Raw genomic sequence first — 24,601 nt, forward strand, 5'->3', positions numbered from 1 at the left:
TAATGGAATAAGATCTAGTTGCAGATAGAAGGAGCGCTCCGTAAAGTGAGTAGCTCTTTCTATTTTTTATGGAAATGATTGCAAGAAATAGTGTATGTGCTACAATGAAAATAATGTGATATTGATGTGCCAACAGCATGAGAATCGACAGGGGTAAGTATAAATAAAGCTTTTTATGAAAACGTGTTCATAAGATGATTTATTGTAATCATCCAATTCAAAGCAAAGAAGTTAACAAAAAGCTTCAGACTATGCTTACGAAGTAACTTTTCGTTAACAGAGTAGTGTATTACGAAGTAAACAAAAAGTTTTAGGAGGACATCATATGATATCTATGCATTCTAACATTGCAATTAACCAGTTGGGTTATCGAGAAACAGATCTTAAGAAAGCAATTATCACAGGTCTTGAAGGTGATTTCTACGTAGTAGATTTTCATAGCAATGAGAAGGTATTTCAAAGTACTACGACAGCTGCAAAGTATGATGAAGCATCAGGAGCGATAGTAAGTACTGCGGATTTCTCCTCTTATCGTACACCAGGAACTTATTATATAGCATTTGAGAACGAGGACAAATCTTACCCATTTATCATTGGTAATGAAGTGTATCGTGATGCCCAGCGAGCTCTACTGAAAGCATTTTACTACTTGCGCTGTGGCGTTGAGTTAGAGGATCAGTATGCAGGAGAATGGAGTCATGGTGCATGCCATACCTCTCTTGTACATGTACATGGAGCTCCAGAGCAACAATTCGATGGATGTGGGGGCTGGCATGATGCGGGCGATTATGGAAAATACATTGTTGCAGCGGGAAAAGCAGTAGCTGATCTATTGCTAGCCTATGAATGGTATCCGCAAGCATTTGCGATGCAGATTCCATTGCCAGAAAGTAATGAGCGTATGGCTGACGTACTGCATGAATGTAAAGTAGAGCTCGATTGGATGATGCGTATGCAGGACCAGGCATCAGGTGGTGTCTACCACAAACTAACAACATTACAGTTTCCACCATCCGATATGATGCCAGAAGATGATCTTGCTCCGTTATTTGCGTCCCCGATATCGGCAACGGCAACGGCAAGTTTCGCAGCAACATTAGCATTAGCAGCGCGCATTTATCAACCGATTGATGAAGTTTACGCTGCATATTGCTTACAGCAGGCGAAGCTAGCTTGGGGCTGGCTTGAAGAGCATCCGACCTATCCAGATTTCCACAATCCAGCTGATGTAAGAACAGGTGAATATGGAGATCCAGTAGATCGGGATGAGCGGTATTGGGCAGCTGCTGAATTATACCGTACAACAGGTGAAGCACAATACCATGAAGTATTTCTAGAGCTAGCTGCTAGAAGAGATTTTGATCTATATAGTCTTGGTTGGGCAGATATGGGTGGATACGGGACAATATGCTACTTGCTTACTGAACATAGTCAAGATGAAGAGACTGTTTCATTACTACGTTATGGATTAGAGCAACGTGCAACAGAATTAGTAAAAATTAGTGAGCAGGATGGCTATGGTATTTCTATGCTGCCAGAACATTATGAATGGGGCAGCAATATGAATATTATGAACAATGCCATGTTGCTACTAGTGGCAGATCAGCTGCTATCGACATCCCAGTATGAAGATATTGTTGCACAACATATTCATTATATTTTCGGTATGAACATTATGGGCACAAGCTATGTATCGGGTTATGGCTCCAAACCGATAATGAATCCACATCATCGTCCATCGATTGGCGACGAGGTTATAGCTCCTGTTCCTGGCATGCTATCTGGTGGTCCCAACAAAAATCTGCAAGATGAAATTGCAGTTGTACAACTTCAAGGAGCTGCTCCAGCCGCAGCGTTTATCGATCATGCAGAAAGCTATGCTACGAACGAAATTACAATTTACTGGAATTCACCTGCACTCTTTGTTCTATCTCATTTTGTATAAAAGATCTCTACCTACATGACATAACAAGCAGCCTACCCCAAGAGATGATTATAGGATCATCGTCACTTTGGCAGGCTGTTTATTGTAGTTAAGAAATTATATCTGGTTGGATAATACGGTTTCTGTTGCTTGCTCACAGAAATCCAAAATCTGATTCATATATGTCTGATTGGTCGCATATGCGGGATAGTAATGGTCGCTAGTAAGATATCGCATAAGTTGGAAAGGGTGAGGTTTCTCGCTTATTGCAGCCTTTATAACGACTCCATGATGGTTAATGAGCGCTCCAGTGATGTCTGTATAGTTAGTAGAAGTACAGATATCGTAATAAAGGTCCGCCATACTACTAGGTGGTTGAGAGGTAGGGTTTTGTAACCTTGCCAGAAAGCGATAACCAGAACTGAGGTTGGCTATCGTTTCAGGAGATAGCTTAACCCGATTAATTTGCAATGCATTGACCCGAATTGCTTGTTCCTTCAATTGTTCGGCCAGCTTAATCGTTAATAGAAACAACGCCATTTTCGAATCCCCGTACAATTTATAGCTATTGAACGGTCGTTCCTTAGCATACTCACCACGCATATTATCATATTCAATTTGTCGTTTGGGATCGAAGAAATGTTTAATATTTGTTGTACATGCATGTAGAATAGCAGGTTGCTTCGCATTATTGAGTTGCGGTAACAATAGCTGTGTTAATAGATAAGGTCCTACAACATTGGTCGCAAAAGAAAGCTCAATACCGTCTTCGCTTAGTAAATAGCGTGGCTCACCATGCTTTAAGTAAGCAGCATTATGAATAAGTAGATCGAGCCTGTCAAATCTATTATTAAATTGCTGAACAAATTGCTGAATGGAAGCAAATGAAGATACATCGAGTTGAAACAGCTCAATGTCACTGTTACCAGTAAGTGAAATTAACTCTTGTTGAACGTTATAGCTTCGTTCTATATTTCTGCAAGCCATTATGACATGGTCACCCTCGGTGGCAAATTTCATTACGGCAGCTTTGCCAATTCCTGAATTAGCACCAGTTATAATAACGACTCGATTCATCGTAATACCTCCATCTAGCGAATTGTATTTTAACATATATTACCACGACTAACTCTGGTTGTCTGTAATGAAATATGTGGCAGTAATATAGAGTGTTAGCGATAGTTACCAAGGAGGCGGCGAACATGGCAAGAACGTATAAGTCTGAAGGCAGAAGATTAACCAATGCTTTACAAGCGATATTTGGCTTTCTAAGTTGTTTTATCTACTTCTATGTATTTGCGGGCTTACATTGGAGCTTTCTTATTATGTTTTTATTAGTAGGAGCTATTATTGCCGAGCTTGCTGGTCAGAAATGGACAAACATGCGTCGTCAATCTGCAAAGAGTAATAGGAATAGTCATACTACTAGACGAAGTCAAAATAGAAAAAGATAGAAAGGTGAAGAAAAAGGAAAGGGGAAGTCAAACAATATAGCTGAAAAATTATGATAAAGCGCTTGTGGGAGAATTATACCAAGTGTTAATTGAAAGTAAGCGGCAAAAAGCCGTACCATTGTAAGAATAACAAATGGTACGGCTTTTATAGTTGTTAATACGGATCAGATGATTGGCTATATTGCTCTGCAGCCTCGACAGCATATTCTTCTTTCGTTGTTTGTTCGCTTATTGCAGTTTTTACACCGTCCGCTACTCGTCGACCATAGTCAGCATCACTTTGTGTAATGTTATGAATCATTAGATCTTGAATTTCTTTGCGACAAGTAACAAGAATTCCAACGAGATTGGAGATAAGTTCATCCTTTTCCCAGTCGCTTAGACGTCGATAAGTTTCACCTGCTTGGCCGAAATTGTTCTCGCGATCAATTTTTTCACGAACAAGATGGCCCTCGATCAATGGTGTATGTTCTTTACCAGCATTGACGGCTTCCTTCAATCCACCCATAAGGGAAGGCTCATAGTTTACATGTGGATTTTTATATTGCCCGAAGTTTTGACGAACATCCATTTGCCCTGCTTCTTGATTGGTCGCCACAACTTTGTTCGGTTTATTAATCGGCACTTGCAAATAATTGGTGCCTACTCGGTGACGTTGTGTATCTGAATAAGAGAATGTTCTTCCTTGTAAAAGTTTGTCATCAGAAAAATCTAAGCCATCAACAAGAACCCCCGTACCAAATGCTACCTGTTCAACTTCAGTAAAGTAGTTTTCAGGATTACGATTCAATACCATCTTACCAACTTTATGCCACGGAATTTGATCCTTATACCATAGCTTTGTTGGATCAAGCGGATCAAAATCTAACTCTGGATGGTCATGATCGTCAAGAATTTGCACAAATAATTCCCACTCAGGGTAGTTGCCCTCCTCAATCGCTTGATACAAGTCGCGAGTAGCATGATCATAGCTTAATTTTTGAATCTCATCGGCTTCTTGCTGCGTGAGATTACGGATTCCTTGCACCGGTTCCCAATGATATTTCACGAGTACAGCTTTTCCTTCTGCATTAACCCAGCGATATGCATGAACTCCTGATCCTTGCATTTGGCGATAGTTAGCAGGTATTCCCCAAGGAGAGAAGAGGAAGGTAAACATATGCGTTGACTCAGGACTATTACAAAGGAAATCGAACATTCTTTCCATATCATTGGTGTTCGTAACTGGATCTGGCTTGAACGCATGTACCATATCAGGAAACTTGAGTGGATCACGAATAAAGAAGATTTTTAAGTTGTTGCCGACAAGATCCCAGTTACCATCCTCAGTGTAAAACTTCACAGCGAAGCCACGAGGATCACGTAGTGTTTCAGGAGATTGTCCACCGTGAACTACGGTAGAGAAACGAACAAAGACGGGGGTTTGCACTTCTGTATTCGTAAATACTTTTGCGCGTGTATATGTAGAGATAGGTTGACCATCTACCGTACCATAAGATTGGAAATAACCATGTGCTCCAGCACCACGTGCATGAACAACACGCTCAGGAATACGTTCACGGTCGAAGTGACTAACTTTTTCAAGGAAATCATAATTTTCCATAGTCATTGGCCCGCGATTGCCAACGGTTCTAACGCTTTGATTGTTTGTCACAGGATGACCTTGTCGATTCGTTAAGGTCTGGTCATTAGATTGTTGTTGATCACTCACATGAATAGCCTCCTTCAAGTTCTCATTCACTGCTCGGCATAGTTGTTATGAAAAAAACATATCGAGCAGCATTATGAATAGTGGTAATGCAGTTAAGTATTTCCACGAGTAGAGAGAAATATGTAAAGTAACTGAGTTAATATTTTCATTAATGACCACACAGACAAAGAAAAAGAAGAGATGCGAGCTGCCTGAGCAGCTCGCATCTCTTCCATGAGTAAGGTCGATTTAAATAATAACAGCTGTGCCGCTTACCGCAACCATCAGCATACCTTCACGAATGACTTCATAATCGATATCGACTCCGATAATAGCATTCGCACCTAAGTGATGGGCTTTTTCCTGCATTTCAGCCATAGCAGCATGTCGCGCTTCCTCTAGCTTGCTTTCATAAGCGTTAGAACGACCGCCGACAATATCAGTAATTGAAGCTAGAAAATCACGAACAACATTAGCCCCCATAATAACCTCGCCAGTAGTAAGCGCCAAATACTGTCTAACCGGATGTCCTTCGATGGTTGGTGTAGTAGTAATAATCATATTAATTCCTCCTAAACTTTTTGTAGCTTCCTGAACTGCTTCTTAGTAACAAAAAGTAGCATCGGAAGCATAAACTAACTTTTTGTAGCTTCCTGAACTGCTTCTTAGTAGCAAAAAGTAGCATCGGAAGCATCACCGTTAATCACTATGCTTAAGCTGTAAATATTATGTAAGTCTAGTACGCGTGCTGACGTAAAAGGTTTCCTACTTCTTATCGTAGTCTAATGCAGCCTCATTTATTCCACTTTAAAACTTTTTGAACATTTGTTCTGAGATGCTAGCACTGATAGCTTTATAGATTCATATACATAGAAATAGCTACTAATATAGTTATCATTATGACGCGTGAATTGAAAATATAGTTAGGTGGGTGAATACATGTCACTAGAGCTTGAACAGTTCATTGAATTTGAAATGGATAGTATAATCGGATTATTGTCGATGCGGTGCAAAGGGTAGCCTCGTTTTCTAAGATCCAACCCCAGCCTGATAAAGTAGGTCATATAATGTAATGATATAAGGCTTGGTTCTTTTCAAGGGAACTGAGCCTATTGTATTTTAATAGTTGAAATGACGATCTATTTAACAGAATGATAGTCATGTATTGTCGAATATACGCCCATCTAAGCTATTAAATGATATTATATATAGAAGAACTTTAGTTGTATTAGGGGGGAATGATAATCAACTCGATCAATAATCAAATCATGCTTTCAGATCGTGAAATGTTTCTCTGGCATGAGCAAGAGAAGCATTTATACACTCAAGAACTGCACGATACAGTCTTACAAGAACAGATTGTTTTTGCGAGAGCCTTTGAAAGCCTGATGAAAGATTACGCCGCAATGCCGAGTGAGGATATCGTTGTTCAATTTGAGAAGTTACATCTGCATCAGCAAGATATTATTTATAGTATAAGACAATATTGTTTACAGCTACGCTCACCTGTATTAAGTGGTGAAGCTTTTTCGGATGCAATAACGCGGCTTATTGACGGCGTTCATCTCCAATCTAATATTGAGGTGAGTTCTCATATTACTGCTAATTTTCGTAGTTCTTCAGAAATTGAAGGTCATCTTTTTCGTATCATACAGGAGCTATTGCGTAATGCTATGAAACATTCTGAAGCTACGAAAGTGAGCATTAATGTTCGAGATGATTATAAACATATAGATATTGAATATTATGATAATGGAGTTGGGATGGAATTTACCCCAGAGTTTATAGAGAAGCGGGCGGGACATATGGGGTTAAGTGGATTATGTTATCGTACCGAGATATTAGGTGGGACAATCTCTATCGAGAGTAAACGGAATCAAGGTGTGAAAGTTATGATCCAGATTTCGCATTCACTGAGCGAGTAATGAAGTTTAATGACGAGAGCTAGCCATTGATGAGGCTAGCTTTTTTTGCTTGTAGTTTTATTTAAGATGAATAGTAGCCTATTAAACGATGAATGCATATACTGAATTGCCTGAAGCATAAGTTAGAATGTTTACTTTACGTAGAGTACTAATGTGACTATTAAATTGCCTTGGACTATAACTATTGCTAATAGCTATAAGTGTTGTGTTATGACACAAGTATTGCCCTTATAAAATAAAGTTGCACAAGGGAAAGATTCGGCGTATACTATAAAAAAATAAGATACAGTCTTACGAAGCGACTTTTCGTTGTAAAAAAGACTTTCAGGAAGCTACAAAAAGTTTAGTTTATGCTTCCGTAGCTACTTTTTGTTACCAAGAAGTATTTCAGAAAGCTACAAAAAGTTTTAGGAGGAAATAATATGAAGCTACAAAGAGCGGGAATTCAACGACTGATGCTTGTCGGTATGGTGTTACTTTTAAGTTGGGGTGCAATAGCATGCTCCAATCAATCCTTGAATACAGAAGAAGATGACATTATTCATATTGTGACGACGATCGCTCAAATTGCTGATCCAATAGCGGAAATTGGTGGAGAGCATGTTAAGGTAACAAGTCTAATGGGTTCGGGTGTTGATCCCCATCTATATCAGGCAACAACGGGGGATATTTCTAAGTTAGATCGAAGTGATGTCATTCTTTATAGCGGTCTACATTTAGAAGCGAATATGATCAAAGTATTTGACCAAATGAACAAAGCCAAACCAGTTGTTGCAATCGGAGAAAGTATTGCTGAAGATGAGCTGCTGCGTGATGTAAACGGAGCAATTGATCCGCATATTTGGTTTGATATTGATCTATGGAAGCAAGCATTAACAGCTGCGACAGAGCAATTAATCGAGATGAAGCCGCAATATAAGGATGATTTTATAGCTAATCAAGAGCAATATTTTGCTAAGCTTGATAGCTTGAAGCAGCAAAGTGTAACGAAGCTCAGTGAAATTCCGCAGGAGCAACGAATATTAGTAACCGCACATGATGCTTTTGGCTATTTTGGCAGAATGAATGACATTAAAGTTATCGGCCTGCAAGGATTAAGTACGGAAGCAGAGATCGGACTTACTGATATTGAGGAAACGATTGATATTTTAATGGAGCATAAAGTGCCAGCGGTATTTATCGAAAGCAGTATTAATCCAGCCTCAATTCAAGCAGTCATTGAAGGGGCGCAAAAAAGTGGCATCGACGTTCAATTAGGTGGATCGTTATATTCTGATGCGATGGGTGCAGAAGGAACGGATGAAGGCACATACATTGGCATGTATAAGCATAATGTAACTACGATTTATGAGGCGTTAATGGGGAAGGGTGAGTAAGATGCTACCTGTTATTAGTGTAAATAATTTATCAGCAGCCTATCGTAAAAATCAAGTGCTTCAAGAGGTGGACTTTCAAGTAGAAGCTGGAACGTTAACGAGTATTGTCGGTCCGAATGGTGCTGGGAAATCAACATTAATTAAAGTTATGCTTAATTTACATCCACGCTTGTCAGGTGATGTTTCTTTTATGGAAATGCCTTATAGCAAAGCAAAAAAACATATCGGCTATGTGCCACAAAGAGGGTCTGTGGACTGGGATTTTCCGACGAATGCACTTGATGTTGTGCTTATGGGCTTATACGGAACGGTTGGTTGGTTCAAATGGCCTCAGAAAAAACATCGTGAACTAGCGATGCAAGCTTTGTCTGAAATGGGTATGGCGGATTATAGTAATCGGCAAATTAGTCAATTGTCAGGCGGACAGCAGCAACGTGTATTTCTAGCTAGAGCATTAGTACAGGACGCAGATATTTACTTTCTTGATGAACCATTGGCAGGTGTTGATGCGGCGACAGAGCGTGTCATTATGGATACATTACACCAATTGAAAAGTCGTGGACGCACCGTCATGGTCGTCCATCATGATCTACAGACGGTAGAGGATTATTTCGATCATGTGCTACTGCTTAACCGGACAGTTATTGCCCATGGTGCAACAGCAAAAGTATTCACGAATGACCATCTCTATGCTACCTATGGCGGTACGCTACGCTGGATGGGAGAGCGGGCGAGATGATCGGATTTTTATCGTATAACGCACAGTGGGTACTGCTTAGTACATTGCTCTTAGGGATGGCTTCGGGCTTAATCGGAACGCTTTCTTATTGGAAACGTCAAAGCTTAATGAGTGACACCTTATCTCATGCAGCGTTGCCAGGTGTTATTTTTGGGTTTTTGGTTGCAGGCAGTAAAAATATGCCGTTAATGTTAATAGGAGCAGCCATTAGCGCGCTATTAGGAGCATGGTTAATTAGCTGGATAACATCTTCTACACGGGTGAAAGAAGATGCCGCAATGGGTATTATTCTATCCGTATTTTTTGGACTCGGCATTATGCTTCTTACGTATGTAAATAGAATGCCAGGTGGCGGGCAAAGTGGACTGGATAATTTCATATTTGGGCAGGCAGCATCGATGGTATCTAGTGATGTGTTGTGGCTATGTGTATTAGCTGTAGTCGTCATATGTGTCGTTGGCTTGCTATATAAGGAATGGAAGCTGTTTCTATTTGATAGTGCATTTGCGCAAGGTCTTGGACTTTCGGTTCGCTCGATGAATGCGATCTATACAGCGGTATTAGTACTTGTTATCGTCATTGGTATTCAAGCGGTAGGTGTTATTCTTATGGCAGCTTTACTCATTATTCCAGCAGTTAGTGCAAGATATTGGGCGCAATCGTTTCACTTAGTTCTCGTGCTGTCAGCTGCTATCGGAGGTCTATCGGGGATGCTAGGAACATTTATTAGTACGCTTGGCTCAGGCTGGCCGACAGGTCCCTTTATCGTTATTGCAGCATCGAGTATTTTCATCGTGTCATTGACATTTGGTACGAGTAAAGGGCTACTTGTTGTCTATATCCAGCGTCAACAGCAACGTAAGCAAGTGACTATAGCAGCTCAGCGGCGGAGCGTAGAAAGGGGACAATAAGATGAGTTATACAGGGTGGATACTTCTCACAGCATCTTTAGTTGGTCTTTCATGCGGCTTAGTAGGTGTATTGCTTATATTACGACGGATGGCCATGATGGCAGATGCAATCAGTCATACCGTATTACTAGGTATTGTTGTTGCCTATCTAGTTACGCAGCAATTAAGCGGTGTGCATATGTTAATTGGCGCGACCGTAGCTGGACTAATTACTGCATTTCTTATTCAATGGTTTCATCAAGTGGGCGTCCAGCAGGAAGCATCAATTGGTATCGTATTTACAACATTATTTGCGATCGGGGTAATTCTTATCGCAACGAAAGTAGGTAATGCGCATCTTGATGTGAAGCATACGCTGATGGGCGAGATCACATTTATACCGTGGGAAAAAGTTCATGTTCCGTTATTAGGAGAAATTCCAGAGGCGGTTGTTATTTTATTATTCGTGTTGTTGGTTGTCCTATTTTTCGTGGTCGTGTTCTATAAGGAATGGAAGCTAACTTCATTCGATCCGATCTTTGCAGCGAGTATTGGCATTCCTGTTACGCTTATGCATTATGTATTTATGTCGCTTGTATCATTAACAAGTGTGGCAGCATTCGATGCGGTTGGAGCGATAATGGTTATCGCCATGCTTATTACACCAGCTGCTGCTGCGTATTTATGGACGGATAAATTGTATTTGATGCTTATATTGAGTAGTCTGTTCGGTGTAATGTCGGCGTTTATCGGTTATTTTGGAGCGGTATGGCTCGATACATCCATCTCAGGCGCCATGGCATTTGCAACGGGCATTATCTTTGCAATTAGCTTCTTCATTGCACCACGCTACGGCATTATTGCTAAGCGTAGAAAACTACAAGTAGTTGAAAATTAAATCTGTTGCAATGTTAATATTTACTCACAACAGATTATTTTAAATCCGAAAATACTAATTAATACATTAACTTATAGGTAGTACAGAAGAAGGGTCTAATCTCATTGTTATCATAATGACAACGAGATTAGACCCTTCTTCATGAAATGTTAAGTTAGTTTTTACTCCATAGTGTTTCAATACGCTCTAATGGAACATCTTTCGTCTCAGGTATCTTTTTCAAAGTGAAGAAGAAGGTAAAGATTGAAAGTACTGCAAAAATTCCGAATGTTATTGCAGGTCCAGCGGATGAAAGCAACGGTGGGAACGATTGTGAAACAACATAATCAGCGATCCATAACGACATAGAAGCTATTGCAGTTGCTATACCACGAACATGGTTAGGGAATATTTCTGAGATAATTACCCATACAACAGGTCCAAGAGAAACTGCGAATGAAGCAACATACAACAGAATGAATATTAATAATAAGTAGCCATCTGTATTTCCCGATTGGAAGCACCATGAGATGGCGATTAAGCTAAACGCCATACCAGCAGAACCTACAAGTAGTAATTGTTTACGACCAACCCTATCAATTAACCAAATCGCAAGTATGGTGAAAGCGAAATTGATAAAACCTACAAGAATCGTTTGAATCAGTGCAGCGTTCGTGCCAGCACCAGCTGCTTTGAAGATTTCGGGTGCATAATACATTACGGCATTAATACCTGTTACTTGTTGCATAACAGCGAGGACAACACCAACGAAAAGTGCCGCTCTTAGTGTAGGACTTTGTAGTAATTCTTTGAAGGTACCTTGTTTCTTTTTGAACGAATGCTGGATATCAGCCAGTTCTTCTTGTGCTAGTGTAGCACCATGAATTTTATTCAAAATGACAGAAGCTTCTTCACTACGGTTTTTCTTAATTAGCCATCTTGGACTTTCTGGAACAAAGAACAGAGCAATTAAGAAGATTACGCCAGGAATAACACCGACTCCAAACATCCATCTCCATGCGCTATCTATTTGCCAAGTATGATCGCCACTTGAAGAAATCCATAAGTTAACGAAGTAGACAAGAAAAATACCCGTAACTGTTGCAAGCTGATTCAATGCGACGAGACGACCACGATATTTCGTAGGCGCAATTTCAGCGTTATATAATGGACAGATTGTGGAAGTAAGACCGATACCAAGTCCACCAATTATGCGAGCAATAATGTACATATCGAAAGTTTCAGGTATCGCAGATCCGATTGAACCGATAATGAACAGAATAGCGGCAGCGATAAGTGTTTTTTTACGACCGAATTTATCACTGAGAATACCGGAAAATCCTGCCCCGACAATACAGCCGACAATTAAGCTAGAAACTGCCCAACCCACTTGAAAGTCGGTTAAAGAAAAACGCACCTCCATAAAGCCAATAGCTCCTGATACTACAGCGGTATCGAAACCAAATAATAACCCGCCGATGGCAGCTACAATAGAAATTAGTGTAACAAACTTCAAACTAGATGTTTCGTGTTGTGTCTGTTGTTGTGTGCTCATATACGATCCCCTCTAGCATGCAATCGATGCTATAACTTAATGTAATGAATCTGTAAGTTATTGTAGCATGTTCATCATCGTTGATTTTCATGTGATACCTTCAATTATTTGTGCAATAGTAGCACATTTTTAAGTTCATACTATAAATTCAACTTTTAGAGGAAGATTTGAGCTTACATTGATACTTGAATATCGATTTCAAACGGTTGAACGGTATTCGGAAGGAGTTTGACCAACCACTTTTTTGAATACTCTACTGAAATAATTAGGGTCATTGTAGCCTACCAAGTAGCATATTTCCTTTAAGCTTATCTCTTTGTTATGCATCCATTGTTTGGCATGATGAATTCGAATATTTGTAACGTAGTCAATAAATGTTTCACCCGTTTGCTGCTTAAAAACTTTGCTAAAGTAATACGGGTTCAGATGAACATGCTCAGCAGTCTCTTCCAACGATAGCTCACGCTCATAATTCTTTTCGATATAATGCGTAGCTCGATCAATCATATTAAACGTCTGATGCTCTCGCTCTTGACGAATTTGTTGGATGGCTACGTGAACATAGCTCATATGTTCCGAGGAAGATAGCATTAAAGGCTGAGTACCTTGATGTTCCATATCCTGAAACATACATAATGGTTTGTCTACATTTGCATTAGTGGAAGCGAACACTGCTTCAAAATATGAGCGTCTAGCTCCCGGTACGCCATGATGGATATTTCCAACGCCTATCGCAATATTTACATTATAACCAGTGACGACCATATCTATGTTTAATAGTACTTGGCATATCGCTTCCATATGTGTTCGCATCGTATGTAAAGAATTATCTGCCATAATAAAAATGGCGATATGATCATTGAAAACTGTACTCGCTACATATTGATAGATGTCTGGTAAATGGTTTTGCAGTTGCAGAGTGAAAACTTCATACAGCTCTTTTCGAAGTGGATCAGATTGTGGCAATGCGATAACGATAGCGCAACATTGTTCGATATGCAGCTGTAAACTATCGGTAAGACTGTTAATATCCTCATCAGTTATCGTATTACTCATCAATCCGAGAGCTAGTTCTGTCTTAACCACTGGAATTAATTCTGAAAGCTGTTGATCCTTTAGTTGTTGAAGTTGAAGTTCTTCTTGTTCCTCTGCAATTTCATCAATTAATGATTGCAAAAGTTTTACGATATCATTGCGCTTTGCTGGCTTAACGAAATAATCTCTGACCCCCATTTTAAGTGCTTCTTTCGCATATTCGAAATATTCATATGCGGTTAGTAGTACCATTCGAGTATGAGGTAACGCACTAATAATGCTTTTCAATGCAGTTAGTCCGTCGATTCCTGGCATCCGAATATCCATCACAATAATATGCGGTTTATAAATAAGTGCCTTTTGAATCGCATCTCGACCATTCTCTGCTTGAATAACTTCAAATTGACCAGGCATCATATTATTAATAATCCATTCCATACCTTCACGTTCTAATGCTTCATCATCCGCTATTAATATCCGATACATATACAACCTCCTAAAACTTTTCATATACTACTGTAATAACTACCTGCTCATGAAAAGTTACTTCGTAAGCATAATAAACTTTTCATATACTACTGTAATAACTACCTGCTCATGAAAAGTTACTTCGTAAGCATAATAAACTTTTCATATACTACTTGCTTATGCAAAGTTACTTATTGAGCATTAGTTTTTATTGTTTGGGAATACGTAGCTTAATCGTTGTACCTACCCCAAGCGTACTGTCAATCTCGACCGCATGCTGCTGGCCATATAGTAACTGTAATCTTCTGAACACATTGCGACTGCCGATACCGGTAGATCCTGTACTTTGCTGTGGTGTCAACGACTCTTCTGAAGGAGAATCATAATTAAGTAAGTTCAATCTAGTTTTCTCGTCCATTCCAGCACCGTTATCTGATATTTCAATCCAGGTGTAGGTGTTATCACCGTATATATGCAAAGTAATTGTAGCACCAGATTCTATGCCTTCAATGCCATGCATAAAGATATTTTCTAATATCGGTTGCAATGTTAACACAGGCACATGTGTCGTTAATTGTTCATCATCGATATCCATTATAAACTGAATTCGATCACGGAACCGAGTTTGTTGAATATGAAAATAATCTTCTGCATGCTTAACTTCATCACGCAAAGGTACAGGCTTGTCCATTTGTCGCAAGTGATATCGGAGTAAATTAGACATCGTTACGATAAGGTCACTCGTTTGTTCTGCTCCTTCTATAAGAGCAAGCTTTGATAATACATTTAAGGAATTGAATAAGAAATGAGGATTGATCTGATTTTGTAGTACGGCGATTTCGAACTCGCGTAACTGCTTATCCTTTTGCAAAGCTTCTTTGTCAGATTCCATAATCTTCTGTAAATTAATTTTCATTTGTTCTAACGCATCACTTAAAATGTAGAATTCGCTGTTTGGTGAATAACTAGGAAGTGTGATCGTTAGCTCGCCGTGAGAGATTTTCTCAGCAACGGTAACTAGTTGTTTTATCGGTCGTGTTATTAGAGAGGATATCCAATAAGCAAGTAAAAGACTCAACATAGTAGATGCTGTAAGCAAATAAATACCGGATTGTTTCATACGAGTAATTTCCAACATAATGGTTTGGTACAATCCTGTGTATACTGATAATTCTTTACTTATTAAGTTATAGCTCTCATCAGAAATAAAAGTAGAGAACTGCTTAATTTCGTTATAAAAATCAGCATAAACAAGAGAATCTTCTTGTTCTAACATCGGAAGCAGCGTTTGCTCGCTATTCATATACGATTGTAAAAGATTACGGTAGCTCGTTACTTCTAGTAACAAGTTAGAATCAACTATTTGCAGCTGTAACTGATCTTGTAGGCTTATAAGAGGTTCATTATTGTGCAACTGTAATAATAATGAAGAATCTTTTTGATCGATATATTGTGAGATGAGCGTCACATGTCGTTGAACTTGTTCATCAACTTGTTGATATAACAAAACTCGAGTTAGCGTCGTATTGTAACTTTCGTTAATGCGGTAGCTACTCTGAAATAATGCATAGGAGATAATACTATTTAGTAATAGTAGTAAAGGGAATGCGATTAATAATATTTTTCTTGTGCTCATGGGGCATGCTCCAATCACTTGGTTACAATGGTAGTTTTAATATACTGTTTTTTCTGAACATTACCTTGCTTAAAGTATTGGTTCAACGTCTCGATTGCTTGAATGCCAATTTGTGCGGGTTGTTGGACGATAGAAGCGTGAATTAATCCTTGAGACAGTAATTGTTCTGTATTGGACAAGTTATCGAAACCGTATACAGTGACATTGTTTTTCTCCATCGATTGTAACCCTTCGACAATACCGATCGCATCTAAGCCGCTAAAACCAACGATAATTTTAATGTTGGGATTTTTCTTCATCATATCAACGGTTTGCTTCGCAGCCTCTAATTTAGAAATATTAGACGATCGAATATCAACAATGTTAATGAGTGGTTGTGCAGATACTTTTTCTTGAAATGCCTCTAAACGCATCGTTTGATTGCTAGCTTGCTCACTTCCGATAATAACGCCAATTTCGGTGTTGCTACTAACTTGTTGAAGGACAAGCTCGCCCATCTGTTGACCAGCTAATTGATGATCAGTTCCAATATAAGCAATACGATCACTCTCCGGGGCATCCATATCTACGGTTACGATAGGTATTTGCTTCGCGGAGGCATGAGCAATCAGATCGAGATATTCGGGTTCGTCTATCCCCTGGGCAATAATCCCATCAGGTGCCGATGCAATAGCTTTCTGTAACAGCTGTATCTGCTCTTGTATATTATTCGTACTAGGTCCGATATATTGAATATCGATATTCAAATTGTTCGCACTATCGTTCGCACCTTGCTCCATTTGTTTCCAAAATGGATTGTCAACTTGTTGTGCAATAAAGATGATATGCTTTCGTTCTAGCTCATTACTAAATCCTCCATCTAATTGCGCAATATGGTGATCAGTTTGAACAACGGATGCCACGAATCGAGTTAGAAAGACTGCAACGATTGCGATTAATATAATAGTAAGTATTCGTTTGACCATGATGACACTTCCTTACTGTAATGATAGGAGTTAGCTTATCGTGAATATAGCTGTAATATAAGTATTATAACTGGTTTTTGTTAGTAATATGTGAGTAGGGAAGATTCAATATTCATAGTTCTGAATAGAGCGTATCGTTGTAGAAGTTTATCTGTTACTGTTAGCGACTCCGTTGTATGATGAATACTCCCGCCACTTACCAAAGCTATCGCTTCGACTGAAGTGGGGGTTTCTGATGTATCATCCCATTTATCTCAGGATGCTTAACACCAGTGGAGTTGACACGTTGATGGTCTGGTTACCATCCAACCCCTCTATCCCATTCGCTCCTTTAGCAGATACGTTTGGGAATACTTTTCGCATAATATTGGCTGCACCGTTGACATCGGCATGAATCAAGCCTTTTGTGTTCTTATACAGACCACGATACATCCGTTTGCCTGAGAAGATCCATGTCCCTTCTTCGCCATAACTCGGCAACGGGTCTTGATCTAGAAAGCTGGATTTCGAGGTATACGCCTCTTCGGTCAGGATCACGACGATTCCCTGTTCCGTTGCCTTATACTCGATCATCCCGATGAGCATCTGATGGGGAATATGATGGAAGGATTGATTATTTCGCCGTCCGATTCCGGATGCTTGTTTCCATCCATCGTTATGTGAAAGTGGCGATCGTACCGATGTTGTGTTCCACTGCCAACCGAACAATATGATGACTTGCCTTGTGGAACAAGTCTTTGATCCTCCGATGGCGCTTCAGATGGAGCCGTTCTAATCGTCTGGACGTATACGCTCCTTCGCGCGGTTGCTTGCCCTGGCGAAGAATGCTGGTATAGTACGCTTTCATCTTGTTGTAATACTGATTGATCGCTTTCACGATCTTGCCCTTCACGATAAACGGTTTTGCTCCGGTGGTCGTGACGATGGTTGCAAGATTGACGACGCCAAGATCAATCGCCAGCACGTGTTCTTGTGTGGTTTCCTTCTTTTCAAGCGGATAAGCGAAAATCAATTCGACCACGTATTGTCCATGGCTGGGGACGACACGCACTTGCTTCAGTTGTCCGTCGGTACGGCCTAGCTTGCCGATGTTCAGTTGCAGCTTACTCTTGGGAAACTTGAGAAATTTTCGTTCTTTGATCACACAGTCTTGATTGGAGAACACGACTTCCTTTACCCTGTTTCGAGCGTATCCCGGAATATTGGGCTTACCATTGTACTTTTCAGGATGCTGGCGGTAATCTCTGATACTAGCAAAAAAAGAATGCCAATTGTGGAATACTGTCTTCATGATTCCCTGACTGCTTTGCGTCGGGAGCGCTCGATAATCGAGTCGATTCATCAATTTGAACAAGGCGTCCAAGAAGTTATAATGAACAAAGGGACTTTCTTGCGAGGGTAGCTTGAACGGATGGGAACGATTCGCTTCTCTTCGTCGTTCATTCATAAGATCAATATGTGACGCCAGCGTATCTAGAACTTCTTGTTGCAACGGCTGGAGAGGCTCAATCTTCCCAAATGCGGTAAAGATCTGTCGGACGTAAAAGTTGGTCGTGTTATACAGGTTCTTAGCGTCCTGACATGCTTGATCAAGGTACGTAAACAAGCGATGGCCTGGCTTAATCCACACTTGATGGGTTCTGTACATGGACTTTGAATCTGACAAAACTTCACCCCCCTTCCAGTCACTAATGCGAATGTGTGTTCTCATCTTATTATACCTTTTAGGATGTAGGAAGGGAAGAACATTTTGCGGAATTATTCAGGGGACCGCCGATTCACCCCGCCACTTATAGAAGTGGGAGTCCTCTCGGCGAAAACTGATAGGAAGAACGTGGTTAAATCCATAGTGGTAGATCACGTTCATCGAGCTTATTACTTTCATGAGGGAGAGATGCACTATGGCAAACGAACATGTTAAAGGATTTATTATTGATTTGGATGGAACGGTATATACTGGTCAACAGGATATTGATGGGGCAATCAATGGACTACGTAAGCTGCAGCAGCATGGTATTCCTTTTCTTTTTCTTAGTAATCGTGGAAATTATTCGCGGGCAATGTGTAAGGACAAGCTTGCAATTATGGGAATTGAAGTAGCTGCCGAGCAAATTGTATTAAGCTCAACCGTTACTGCAAGGTACTTGCGAGATCATTATCCGCAAGATGCGATCTGGACGCTTGGTGATCCTGGCTTAGCGGAGGAATTACGTTCACATGGACTAATTATTGCGGACAAGCCAGAGCAAGCCAAATGGCTAGTTATTACGTTACATGAATCATTGACATATGAAGATTTGAATAAGGCGTTTCGTGCTGTACGAGCTGGAGCGCAAATTATTGCCACGAATGAAGATCGCATGTTTCCGACGGAAGAGGGCGATTGCATTGATGTAGCGGGCATGATTGGTGCGATTGTCTATGCAACAGGTGTCGAAGTGACTAAAGTAATGGGCAAGCCGTCACAGATTATGGCGGATACAGCTTTATCTATTCTTGGTTTGCCAGCAGCCGAATGTATGGTGGTAGGCGATAGTCTTGCTTCTGACGTGATGCTTGGTAAGCTTCACGGAATGTCGACAGCACTTGTATTAACTGGATCAGCTACTAAGGAAGATGTAGAGCGTAGTGAGATTAGGCCTGATATTGTCGTAGAGAGCTTAGCTGTACTTATAGATCATTATATGGAAGTTCAAAAAGCAGACTTTGATAACGAAGCGATGCAGGAAGGTTAATCGGCATCACTATTATGATTTATATGATAGTAAAAACGCTCTAGCGATCAATATCTCGCTAGAGCGTTTTTTGCTATTTTGAAAAAAGCGGCAACGCACCGTTACATGCCACGTATATAAGGAGTGGGCGGATCGATATGACCTGTAACTTGCTTGACCGCATGCAATGCCCAATAAGGGTCATTGAGCATGCCGCGTCCGATCGCAATTAGATCGGCGTCACGATTAGCGAGTACGGACTCGGCGATTTCAGGCTGTTCGAGATTGCCTACAGCAATAATAGGGATGCTTGGGAAGGCTGCTTTGAAAGCTCGCGCATAAGGGACTTGGTAGGCAGTATCATAGCTCGGCTTAACTACGGATGCTGGACCTTCGCCGCCTGTAGATACGTGGAAGCAATCTACGCCAGCTTCATAGTAACGTTTTGCTATTGAAAGGGAGTGCTCCAACGTATAGCCATTCTTCATATATTCAACTGCTGAAATACGGAATAATAACGGCATACTAGCGGGCATCACTGTTCGCGCAGCTTTTACGATTTGTTCGCCGAATAAAGCGAGATCCAAGCCGTATTGATCTTCACGCTGATTAATATTAGGTGAGTGGAATTGATGAATCAAGTAGCCATGCGCACCATGAATTTCGATACAATCGAAGCCACATGCTACAGCTCGCTTAATTGCTGCTGCAAATTGTTCAACGATCACTTCTGTTTCCGCAGTAGTTAATGCATGAGGCTTGGGTGAAGTCTCATCATTTGTGACAGAAATAGCTGATGAACTAACTGGATTAGGATCATCCGTTGCTTTTCTGCCAGCATGAGCAATTTGGATACCGATCTTAGCGCCCTGCTGATGTGCAGCATCAACGATTTTTTTGAAGGCAGGGATATGTTCATCGGACCATAGACCAAGGCAACGATCAGAGATTCTACCTCTAGGCTCAACATTCGTCATCTCTACAATTATAAGTGCAGTGCCGCCGACGGCACGAGACGTATAGTGGACATAATGCCACTCATTAGGTATACCATCCTGTTCTTTAACAGCATATTGGCACATCGGAGCCATAACAATGCGATTTTTCAATGTCATATTTTTTATTGAAAGTGGTTGATCTATATAAGTCATCTCTCATCATCCTTTGTTGATTAATGGAATTATTCACAATAGTGACAAATTATTGACATTGGGCTTTGGGCGAGCTCAAAAGCAAGATCAAAAATTTCCAATTAGAAGTTGCAGTTGTTACAATGAAGTTATACATCTGAATGGTTTACTTTGCAAGGAGCTGTTCAAGACTAACGATAAGTAATCTGCAACGTGGATATTTTTTCAGTGTATTCATCATTCCCTTCATTATTGCTTGACTAGGGCTTTCTGTTTGGAGTTGTTCCAGTAAAATGACAAGCGAATCCGTTTCTAGTTGGTCTTCATTTGTACTCAATAATTGATTGATTTTCTCCACAGCTTGTTGCAATGTCATTGTATGTTCAGTCGAAGCACAATGATGATTGAACATCTCTTTAGTTACAAATCCCGTTGTTGCGTTATAAGCAATGGCATTCGTTATATCAACTAGGCTATGAGATAGTAATGCAATATCGATCGGTAATTTATTCAGAATTAAGAACTCAGAATGACTTTTCATATTTCCTTTAATACATAGTAACAGATCGTATTTTATGGCTTCAATCGAGGAACCATATACGTTGTCTATTAACTTTAATAAAGATATTGAAAACTGCGCATCGTAAGCAGCCATCTTTGCATATAAATTTTGATTCATTTGATGCATTTGCTCCATAGCAAAGATTAAAGCGAATTTACGATGTTCTTGTAAAAATTCAAAAATAATGGAGTATAGTGAAAACAATTTGTGATCGCCAGGATAATCACTATTGACTACCTGGTCAATATCGGCGGATAATTCTGCCATAAAATGCTCGATTATTGAAATGACTAGCTCGTCTTTGGATTTGAAGCTAAGGTAAAAAGCACCTTTAGAGATTCCGCATTTTTCTGTTATTTCTTGTATAGACGTGGACTCAAAGCCTTTATCTGCGAATAATTCGATGGCGTGCTTTATAATTATCTTTCTTTTTGGCATGAAATAATCCCTCGCTTTTAGATTAAGTTGACATATGACCCATTAGTCATTATTATAAAAAATATAAGATAGAGAGTCAAGGAAGGATAGGTGTGCAAGTGAATTCGATAGTTAATTTTGTATTGAAAAATAAGTTAGCAGTATGGTTACTCACCATAATTATAACGTTTTCTGGTGTGTATTCGGCAACAAAGATGAATATGGAGACAATTCCAGAGATATCCATTCCGTATTTGATGGTTATGGATGTATATCCTGGGGCAACTGCTGAACAGGTAATGGATGAAGTTACCATTCCGTTAGAAAAAGTTCTGGAAAATTTAAGTGGAGTGAAAATGGTTGCGTCTACTTCCTATTCTAGCATGTCTAGTCTTCAAGTGGAGTATGACTATGGAACCGATATGGCTGAGGCAAAGCGTGAAATTCAAGCGGCGCTTGATGGAGTGAAACTGCCAGCTAATGCTCAAGAGCCGATGATTACGGCAATCAGCTTCAATATGATGCCTATTCTAGCACTGAGTGTAAGTAGTGAAACAGAAGACATTGTAAGTTTAACAAGTACAGTTGAAGATATCCTTCTTCCTAAGATTGAAAAAATTGATGGTGTAGCTTCGGCTACGATAACTGGTCAACATATTGAAGAAGTAGAACTTACTTATAACACTGATAAAATGGCTAGCTTAGGTGTGACAGAAGAGACGATCTCTAATCTCATCAAAGCAAGCGATATGTATACTTCTCTAGGTATTTTCGAATTTGAAGAGGCTGAACAGGCCATTGCAGTTGATGGTAAATTTATGACAATGGATGAGCTGAGCGATATGCTTATTCCAGTTACACCTACTGAGCAGCAACCATCTCCATTTGTGAAGTTAAGCGAGCTTGCTGAAATTGAGTTATTAGGTAAAGTTCAATCGCTATCGCGTACTAATGGTGAAGATGCTATTGCCATTCAAATTGTAAAGGCGCAAGATGCTAACACGGTAACTGTAGTTAATGAATTAAAAGAGTTGATGAAAGAAGAGCAAGCAAGCATCGAAGGGTTAGTTGTTGAAACAACATTAGACCAAGGTGCACCGATTGAAGAATCTGTACTTACCATGGTAGAAAAAGCAGTATTCGGTGGATTAATCGCCATTCTTATTATTCTATTATTTCTACGTGATTTCAAATCAACAGTTATATCTATCGTATCTATTCCGGTATCATTATTTATGGCATTACTAGTACTGAACTGGCTAGATATTACGTTGAATATTATGACATTAGGTGCAATTACGGTTGCGATTGGTCGTGTTATTGACGACTCCATCGTCGTCGTCGAAAATATATATCGACGATTGCATCTGAAGGATGAGAAGCTGTCAGGTCGTGCGCTTGTTCGTGAAGCAACGATTGAAATGTTCAAACCAATCTTCTCCTCAACAATAGTAACCGTTGCAGTATTTGCTCCACTTGTGTTTGTAGGTGGAATGATTGGCGAGCTATTCTTGCCATTCGCGTTAACGATGAGCTTTGCGTTAATTGCATCATTAATTGTTGCAATTACAATTGTTCCAGCGCTGTCGCACTTCCTATTTAAGAAAAAGCTATATGCTCCGAAAACAGAGAGCAAGCATAAAGAAGTTGGCAAGCTAGCGTTGAAATATAGAGGCGTACTAGAATGGACGCTTAAACACAAAGCGATTACGTCTATCATTTCCCTTGTTATATTAGTAGGTAGTTGTTTATTAACTCCATTCATCGGAGTAAGCTTCCTGGGCAGTGAAGAAGAGAAAGTAATGTATATTACGTACTCTCCTAAAGCAGGCGAGCTGAAGGAAGACACGATCAAATACGTAACGGAAGTAGAGCAAAAGCTAATTGCGCGTGATGATGTTGATATCGTTCAACTATCTATTTCTGATAGTGCAGATATGATGTCAATGATGACAGGCGGAGCAGGTGGATCGTTAATGTATGTGATCTTCGATCCTGATATGAAGAACTTCCCAGAGGTTCGTGAAGAAATTGAAGAGTATGTGAAAGACATTGGTCACCCTGGTCGTTGGGGAAGTCAAAACTTCTCGATGGGTGCGATGTCTAGTAACGAAGTAACTTATACATTGCATAGTGAAGATTTAGATACAATGAACGAAGCAGTTCTAATGGTTGAAGAAGTGTTACAAGGAAGTTCCTTGCTAGCAGATGTTTCCTCAACGAAAGAAGCAAGCTATGAAGCTTATACATTCCATGTTGAGCAATCTACGTTGCTGCAATATGGCTTAACAACGGCACAAATCGTGATGATGCTATATCCTGACACATCGCAGCATGTGTTAACAACGGTTGAAAGTGATGGGAAATCCATTGAAGTCATTGTACAAAAAGAAGCAATAGCTCCAAAATCGTTGGAAGATATGCTGAAATTACCGGTACCAACAGCGCTAGGCACTACTGTTGAACTTGGTGATATTGTGGAGATTGAAGAAGGTCATGCGGTCAATAGTCTAACTCGCAGCCAAGGACAATATACAGCTACAGTATCAGGTACAATTATTGGTGAGGATGTTTCTAAAGCCTCTAAAGATGTAGGCAGTAAGGTAGAAGCTCTGAACTTACCTAAAGGTGTTGAGCTAGGTGAGGCAGGAGCAATGGCAGATATTCAAGACGCATTTATGCAGCTAATCGTAGCTATGCTAGCTGCAATTGCTATTGTATACTTCATTCTAGTTGTAACATTCGGTGAAGGACTTGCACCATTCGTTATTCTATTATCATTACCGTTTATCGTTATTGGAGCATTCGCTGGATTATTCATAGCGGGTGAAACCATTTCTGTACCGGTTATGATGGGACTACTGATGCTCATCGGTATCGTCGTCACGAATGCGATCGTATTAGTAGACCGAATTATCCGTATGGAGCGTGAAGGACTTACATTACGTGAAGCAATATTGGAAGCAGGAACAACTCGTCTTCGTCCGATCTTAATGACGGCGATTGCGACAATTGGTGCGATGATCCCACTAGCAATTGGTGGCGGAGGTGGAGGTTTTATCTCGAAAGGTCTTGCGATTACCGTTATCGGTGGTTTGGCGAGCTCCACAATACTAACACTAATTATCGTTCCTGTTGTATATGAAATGCTATCTAAATTACTGAAGAAAAATCGTCGTGAAGTGTTAGATAACTAATACTGTTTTCGGACACCCTGGAATAGAAAAGCAGCTTGCGCTTGAAC

18 protein-coding genes and 1 pseudogene are annotated in these 24,601 nt (G+C 40.1%); 9 read left to right on the forward strand and 10 right to left on the reverse strand.

The features are described from left to right. Positions 1-325 precede the first annotated feature (325 nt). The gene (locus tag AC1TPB_RS07940) at positions 326-1,945 is read left to right on the forward strand and encodes a glycoside hydrolase family 9 protein (RefSeq protein ID WP_482075984.1); all 1,620 of its coding nucleotides are present in this window, start codon (positions 326-328) and stop codon (positions 1,943-1,945) included. 96 nt (positions 1,946-2,041) lie between these two features. Here the strand turns inward: AC1TPB_RS07940 and AC1TPB_RS07945 are convergent, their stop codons facing one another. Beyond that, complete coding sequence (locus AC1TPB_RS07945) at positions 2,042-3,001, reverse strand: SDR family NAD(P)-dependent oxidoreductase (protein WP_482075985.1); 960 nt, start codon at positions 2,999-3,001, stop codon at positions 2,042-2,044. A gap of 125 nt (positions 3,002-3,126) precedes the next feature. On the opposite strand from AC1TPB_RS07945, the gene AC1TPB_RS07950 reads away from it, so the two are divergent. Next, positions 3,127-3,378 carry a hypothetical protein gene (locus AC1TPB_RS07950; RefSeq protein WP_482075986.1) on the forward strand — a complete coding sequence of 84 codons (252 nt, stop codon included), beginning with the start codon at positions 3,127-3,129 and terminating at the stop codon, positions 3,376-3,378. 154 nt (positions 3,379-3,532) lie between these two features. Here the strand turns inward: AC1TPB_RS07950 and AC1TPB_RS07955 are convergent, their stop codons facing one another. Together AC1TPB_RS07955 and AC1TPB_RS07960 are read right to left on the reverse strand one after the other, a co-directional pair. Continuing rightward, positions 3,533-5,119 carry a catalase gene (locus AC1TPB_RS07955; protein WP_482075987.1) on the reverse strand — a complete coding sequence of 529 codons (1,587 nt, stop codon included), beginning with the start codon at positions 5,117-5,119 and terminating at the stop codon, positions 3,533-3,535. A gap of 198 nt (positions 5,120-5,317) precedes the next feature. Next, positions 5,318-5,629, reverse strand: coding sequence for a YbjQ family protein (locus AC1TPB_RS07960; RefSeq protein ID WP_482075988.1), 312 nt, complete (start codon positions 5,627-5,629; stop codon positions 5,318-5,320). A 677-nt stretch (positions 5,630-6,306) separates the two neighbouring features. On the opposite strand from AC1TPB_RS07960, the gene AC1TPB_RS07965 reads away from it, so the two are divergent. The 5 genes from AC1TPB_RS07965 to AC1TPB_RS07985 all read left to right on the forward strand — a co-directional run bounded on the left by AC1TPB_RS07965 (position 6,307) and on the right by AC1TPB_RS07985 (position 10,896). After that, positions 6,307-6,993, forward strand: a complete 687-nt coding sequence (locus AC1TPB_RS07965) for a sensor histidine kinase (RefSeq protein ID WP_482075989.1) — start codon at positions 6,307-6,309, stop codon at positions 6,991-6,993. Positions 6,994-7,415: 422 nt separating this feature from the next. After that, a complete protein-coding gene (locus AC1TPB_RS07970) occupies positions 7,416-8,369 on the forward strand; it encodes a metal ABC transporter solute-binding protein, Zn/Mn family (RefSeq protein WP_482075990.1) in 954 nt (317 codons plus the stop codon). Position 8,370: 1 nt separating this feature from the next. Beyond that, the gene (locus AC1TPB_RS07975) at positions 8,371-9,108 is read left to right on the forward strand and encodes a metal ABC transporter ATP-binding protein (protein WP_482075991.1); all 738 of its coding nucleotides are present in this window, start codon (positions 8,371-8,373) and stop codon (positions 9,106-9,108) included. Continuing rightward, a complete protein-coding gene (locus AC1TPB_RS07980) occupies positions 9,105-10,019 on the forward strand; it encodes a metal ABC transporter permease (RefSeq protein ID WP_482075992.1) in 915 nt (304 codons plus the stop codon). Before AC1TPB_RS07975 ends, AC1TPB_RS07980 begins: the two co-directional genes overlap by 4 nt. Before the next feature lies 1 nt (position 10,020). Beyond that, positions 10,021-10,896: a metal ABC transporter permease gene (locus AC1TPB_RS07985; RefSeq protein WP_482075993.1), complete on the forward strand. Its 876-nt coding sequence runs from the start codon at positions 10,021-10,023 to the stop codon at positions 10,894-10,896. A 154-nt stretch (positions 10,897-11,050) separates the two neighbouring features. On the opposite strand, the gene AC1TPB_RS07990 is transcribed toward AC1TPB_RS07985, so the two are convergent. From AC1TPB_RS07990 to AC1TPB_RS08010, 5 genes and pseudogenes are all read right to left on the reverse strand, one after another. Next, positions 11,051-12,430: a sugar porter family MFS transporter gene (locus AC1TPB_RS07990; RefSeq protein ID WP_482075994.1), complete on the reverse strand. Its 1,380-nt coding sequence runs from the start codon at positions 12,428-12,430 to the stop codon at positions 11,051-11,053. 198 nt (positions 12,431-12,628) lie between these two features. Then, complete coding sequence (locus tag AC1TPB_RS07995) at positions 12,629-13,951, reverse strand: AraC family transcriptional regulator (protein ID WP_482075995.1); 1,323 nt, start codon at positions 13,949-13,951, stop codon at positions 12,629-12,631. Positions 13,952-14,141: 190 nt separating this feature from the next. Continuing rightward, on the reverse strand, positions 14,142-15,569 hold the full coding sequence (locus tag AC1TPB_RS08000; protein WP_482075996.1) for a sensor histidine kinase: 1,428 nt from the start codon (positions 15,567-15,569) through the stop codon (positions 14,142-14,144). A 14-nt stretch (positions 15,570-15,583) separates the two neighbouring features. Beyond that, positions 15,584-16,534, reverse strand: a complete 951-nt coding sequence (locus tag AC1TPB_RS08005) for a substrate-binding domain-containing protein (RefSeq protein WP_482075997.1) — start codon at positions 16,532-16,534, stop codon at positions 15,584-15,586. Between the two features lie 249 nt (positions 16,535-16,783). Next, positions 16,784-18,182, reverse strand: a pseudogene (locus tag AC1TPB_RS08010) (RNA-guided endonuclease InsQ/TnpB family protein). 253 nt (positions 18,183-18,435) lie between these two features. Here AC1TPB_RS08010 and AC1TPB_RS08015 point away from each other — a divergent pair. Continuing rightward, the gene (locus tag AC1TPB_RS08015; protein WP_482075998.1) at positions 18,436-19,269 is read left to right on the forward strand and encodes an HAD-IIA family hydrolase; all 834 of its coding nucleotides are present in this window, start codon (positions 18,436-18,438) and stop codon (positions 19,267-19,269) included. Between the two features lie 101 nt (positions 19,270-19,370). Here AC1TPB_RS08015 and AC1TPB_RS08020 read toward each other — a convergent pair whose 3' ends face one another. Next, complete coding sequence (locus AC1TPB_RS08020; RefSeq protein ID WP_482075999.1) at positions 19,371-20,399, reverse strand: NADH:flavin oxidoreductase/NADH oxidase; 1,029 nt, start codon at positions 20,397-20,399, stop codon at positions 19,371-19,373. A 145-nt stretch (positions 20,400-20,544) separates the two neighbouring features. After that, positions 20,545-21,378, reverse strand: coding sequence for a TetR/AcrR family transcriptional regulator (locus AC1TPB_RS08025; protein WP_482076000.1), 834 nt, complete (start codon positions 21,376-21,378; stop codon positions 20,545-20,547). Between the two features lie 98 nt (positions 21,379-21,476). Between AC1TPB_RS08025 and AC1TPB_RS08030 the strand changes: the two genes are divergently transcribed. Beyond that, positions 21,477-24,554 carry an efflux RND transporter permease subunit gene (locus tag AC1TPB_RS08030; protein WP_482076080.1) on the forward strand — a complete coding sequence of 1,026 codons (3,078 nt, stop codon included), beginning with the start codon at positions 21,477-21,479 and terminating at the stop codon, positions 24,552-24,554. Positions 24,555-24,601 lie beyond the last annotated feature (47 nt).

Source organism: Paenibacillus sp. Y951 (assembly GCF_056786395.1).

Coding starts and splice junctions, on each gene's coding strand:
- AC1TPB_RS07940 (WP_482075984.1), top strand. CDS start 326: ATGATATCTATGCATTCTAACATTGCAATTAACCAGTTGGGTTATCGA.
- AC1TPB_RS07945 (WP_482075985.1), bottom strand. CDS start 3,001: ATGAATCGAGTCGTTATTATAACTGGTGCTAATTCAGGAATTGGCAAA.
- AC1TPB_RS07950 (WP_482075986.1), top strand. CDS start 3,127: ATGGCAAGAACGTATAAGTCTGAAGGCAGAAGATTAACCAATGCTTTA.
- AC1TPB_RS07960 (WP_482075988.1), bottom strand. CDS start 5,629: ATGATTATTACTACTACACCAACCATCGAAGGACATCCGGTTAGACAG.
- AC1TPB_RS07965 (WP_482075989.1), top strand. CDS start 6,307: ATGATAATCAACTCGATCAATAATCAAATCATGCTTTCAGATCGTGAA.
- AC1TPB_RS07970 (WP_482075990.1), top strand. CDS start 7,416: ATGAAGCTACAAAGAGCGGGAATTCAACGACTGATGCTTGTCGGTATG.
- AC1TPB_RS07975 (WP_482075991.1), top strand. CDS start 8,371: ATGCTACCTGTTATTAGTGTAAATAATTTATCAGCAGCCTATCGTAAA.
- AC1TPB_RS07980 (WP_482075992.1), top strand. CDS start 9,105: ATGATCGGATTTTTATCGTATAACGCACAGTGGGTACTGCTTAGTACA.
- AC1TPB_RS07985 (WP_482075993.1), top strand. CDS start 10,021: ATGAGTTATACAGGGTGGATACTTCTCACAGCATCTTTAGTTGGTCTT.
- AC1TPB_RS07990 (WP_482075994.1), bottom strand. CDS start 12,430: ATGAGCACACAACAACAGACACAACACGAAACATCTAGTTTGAAGTTT.
- AC1TPB_RS07995 (WP_482075995.1), bottom strand. CDS start 13,951: ATGTATCGGATATTAATAGCGGATGATGAAGCATTAGAACGTGAAGGT.
- AC1TPB_RS08000 (WP_482075996.1), bottom strand. CDS start 15,569: ATGAGCACAAGAAAAATATTATTAATCGCATTCCCTTTACTACTATTA.
- AC1TPB_RS08005 (WP_482075997.1), bottom strand. CDS start 16,534: ATGGTCAAACGAATACTTACTATTATATTAATCGCAATCGTTGCAGTC.
- AC1TPB_RS08015 (WP_482075998.1), top strand. CDS start 18,436: ATGGCAAACGAACATGTTAAAGGATTTATTATTGATTTGGATGGAACG.
- AC1TPB_RS08020 (WP_482075999.1), bottom strand. CDS start 20,399: ATGACTTATATAGATCAACCACTTTCAATAAAAAATATGACATTGAAA.
- AC1TPB_RS08025 (WP_482076000.1), bottom strand. CDS start 21,378: ATGCCAAAAAGAAAGATAATTATAAAGCACGCCATCGAATTATTCGCA.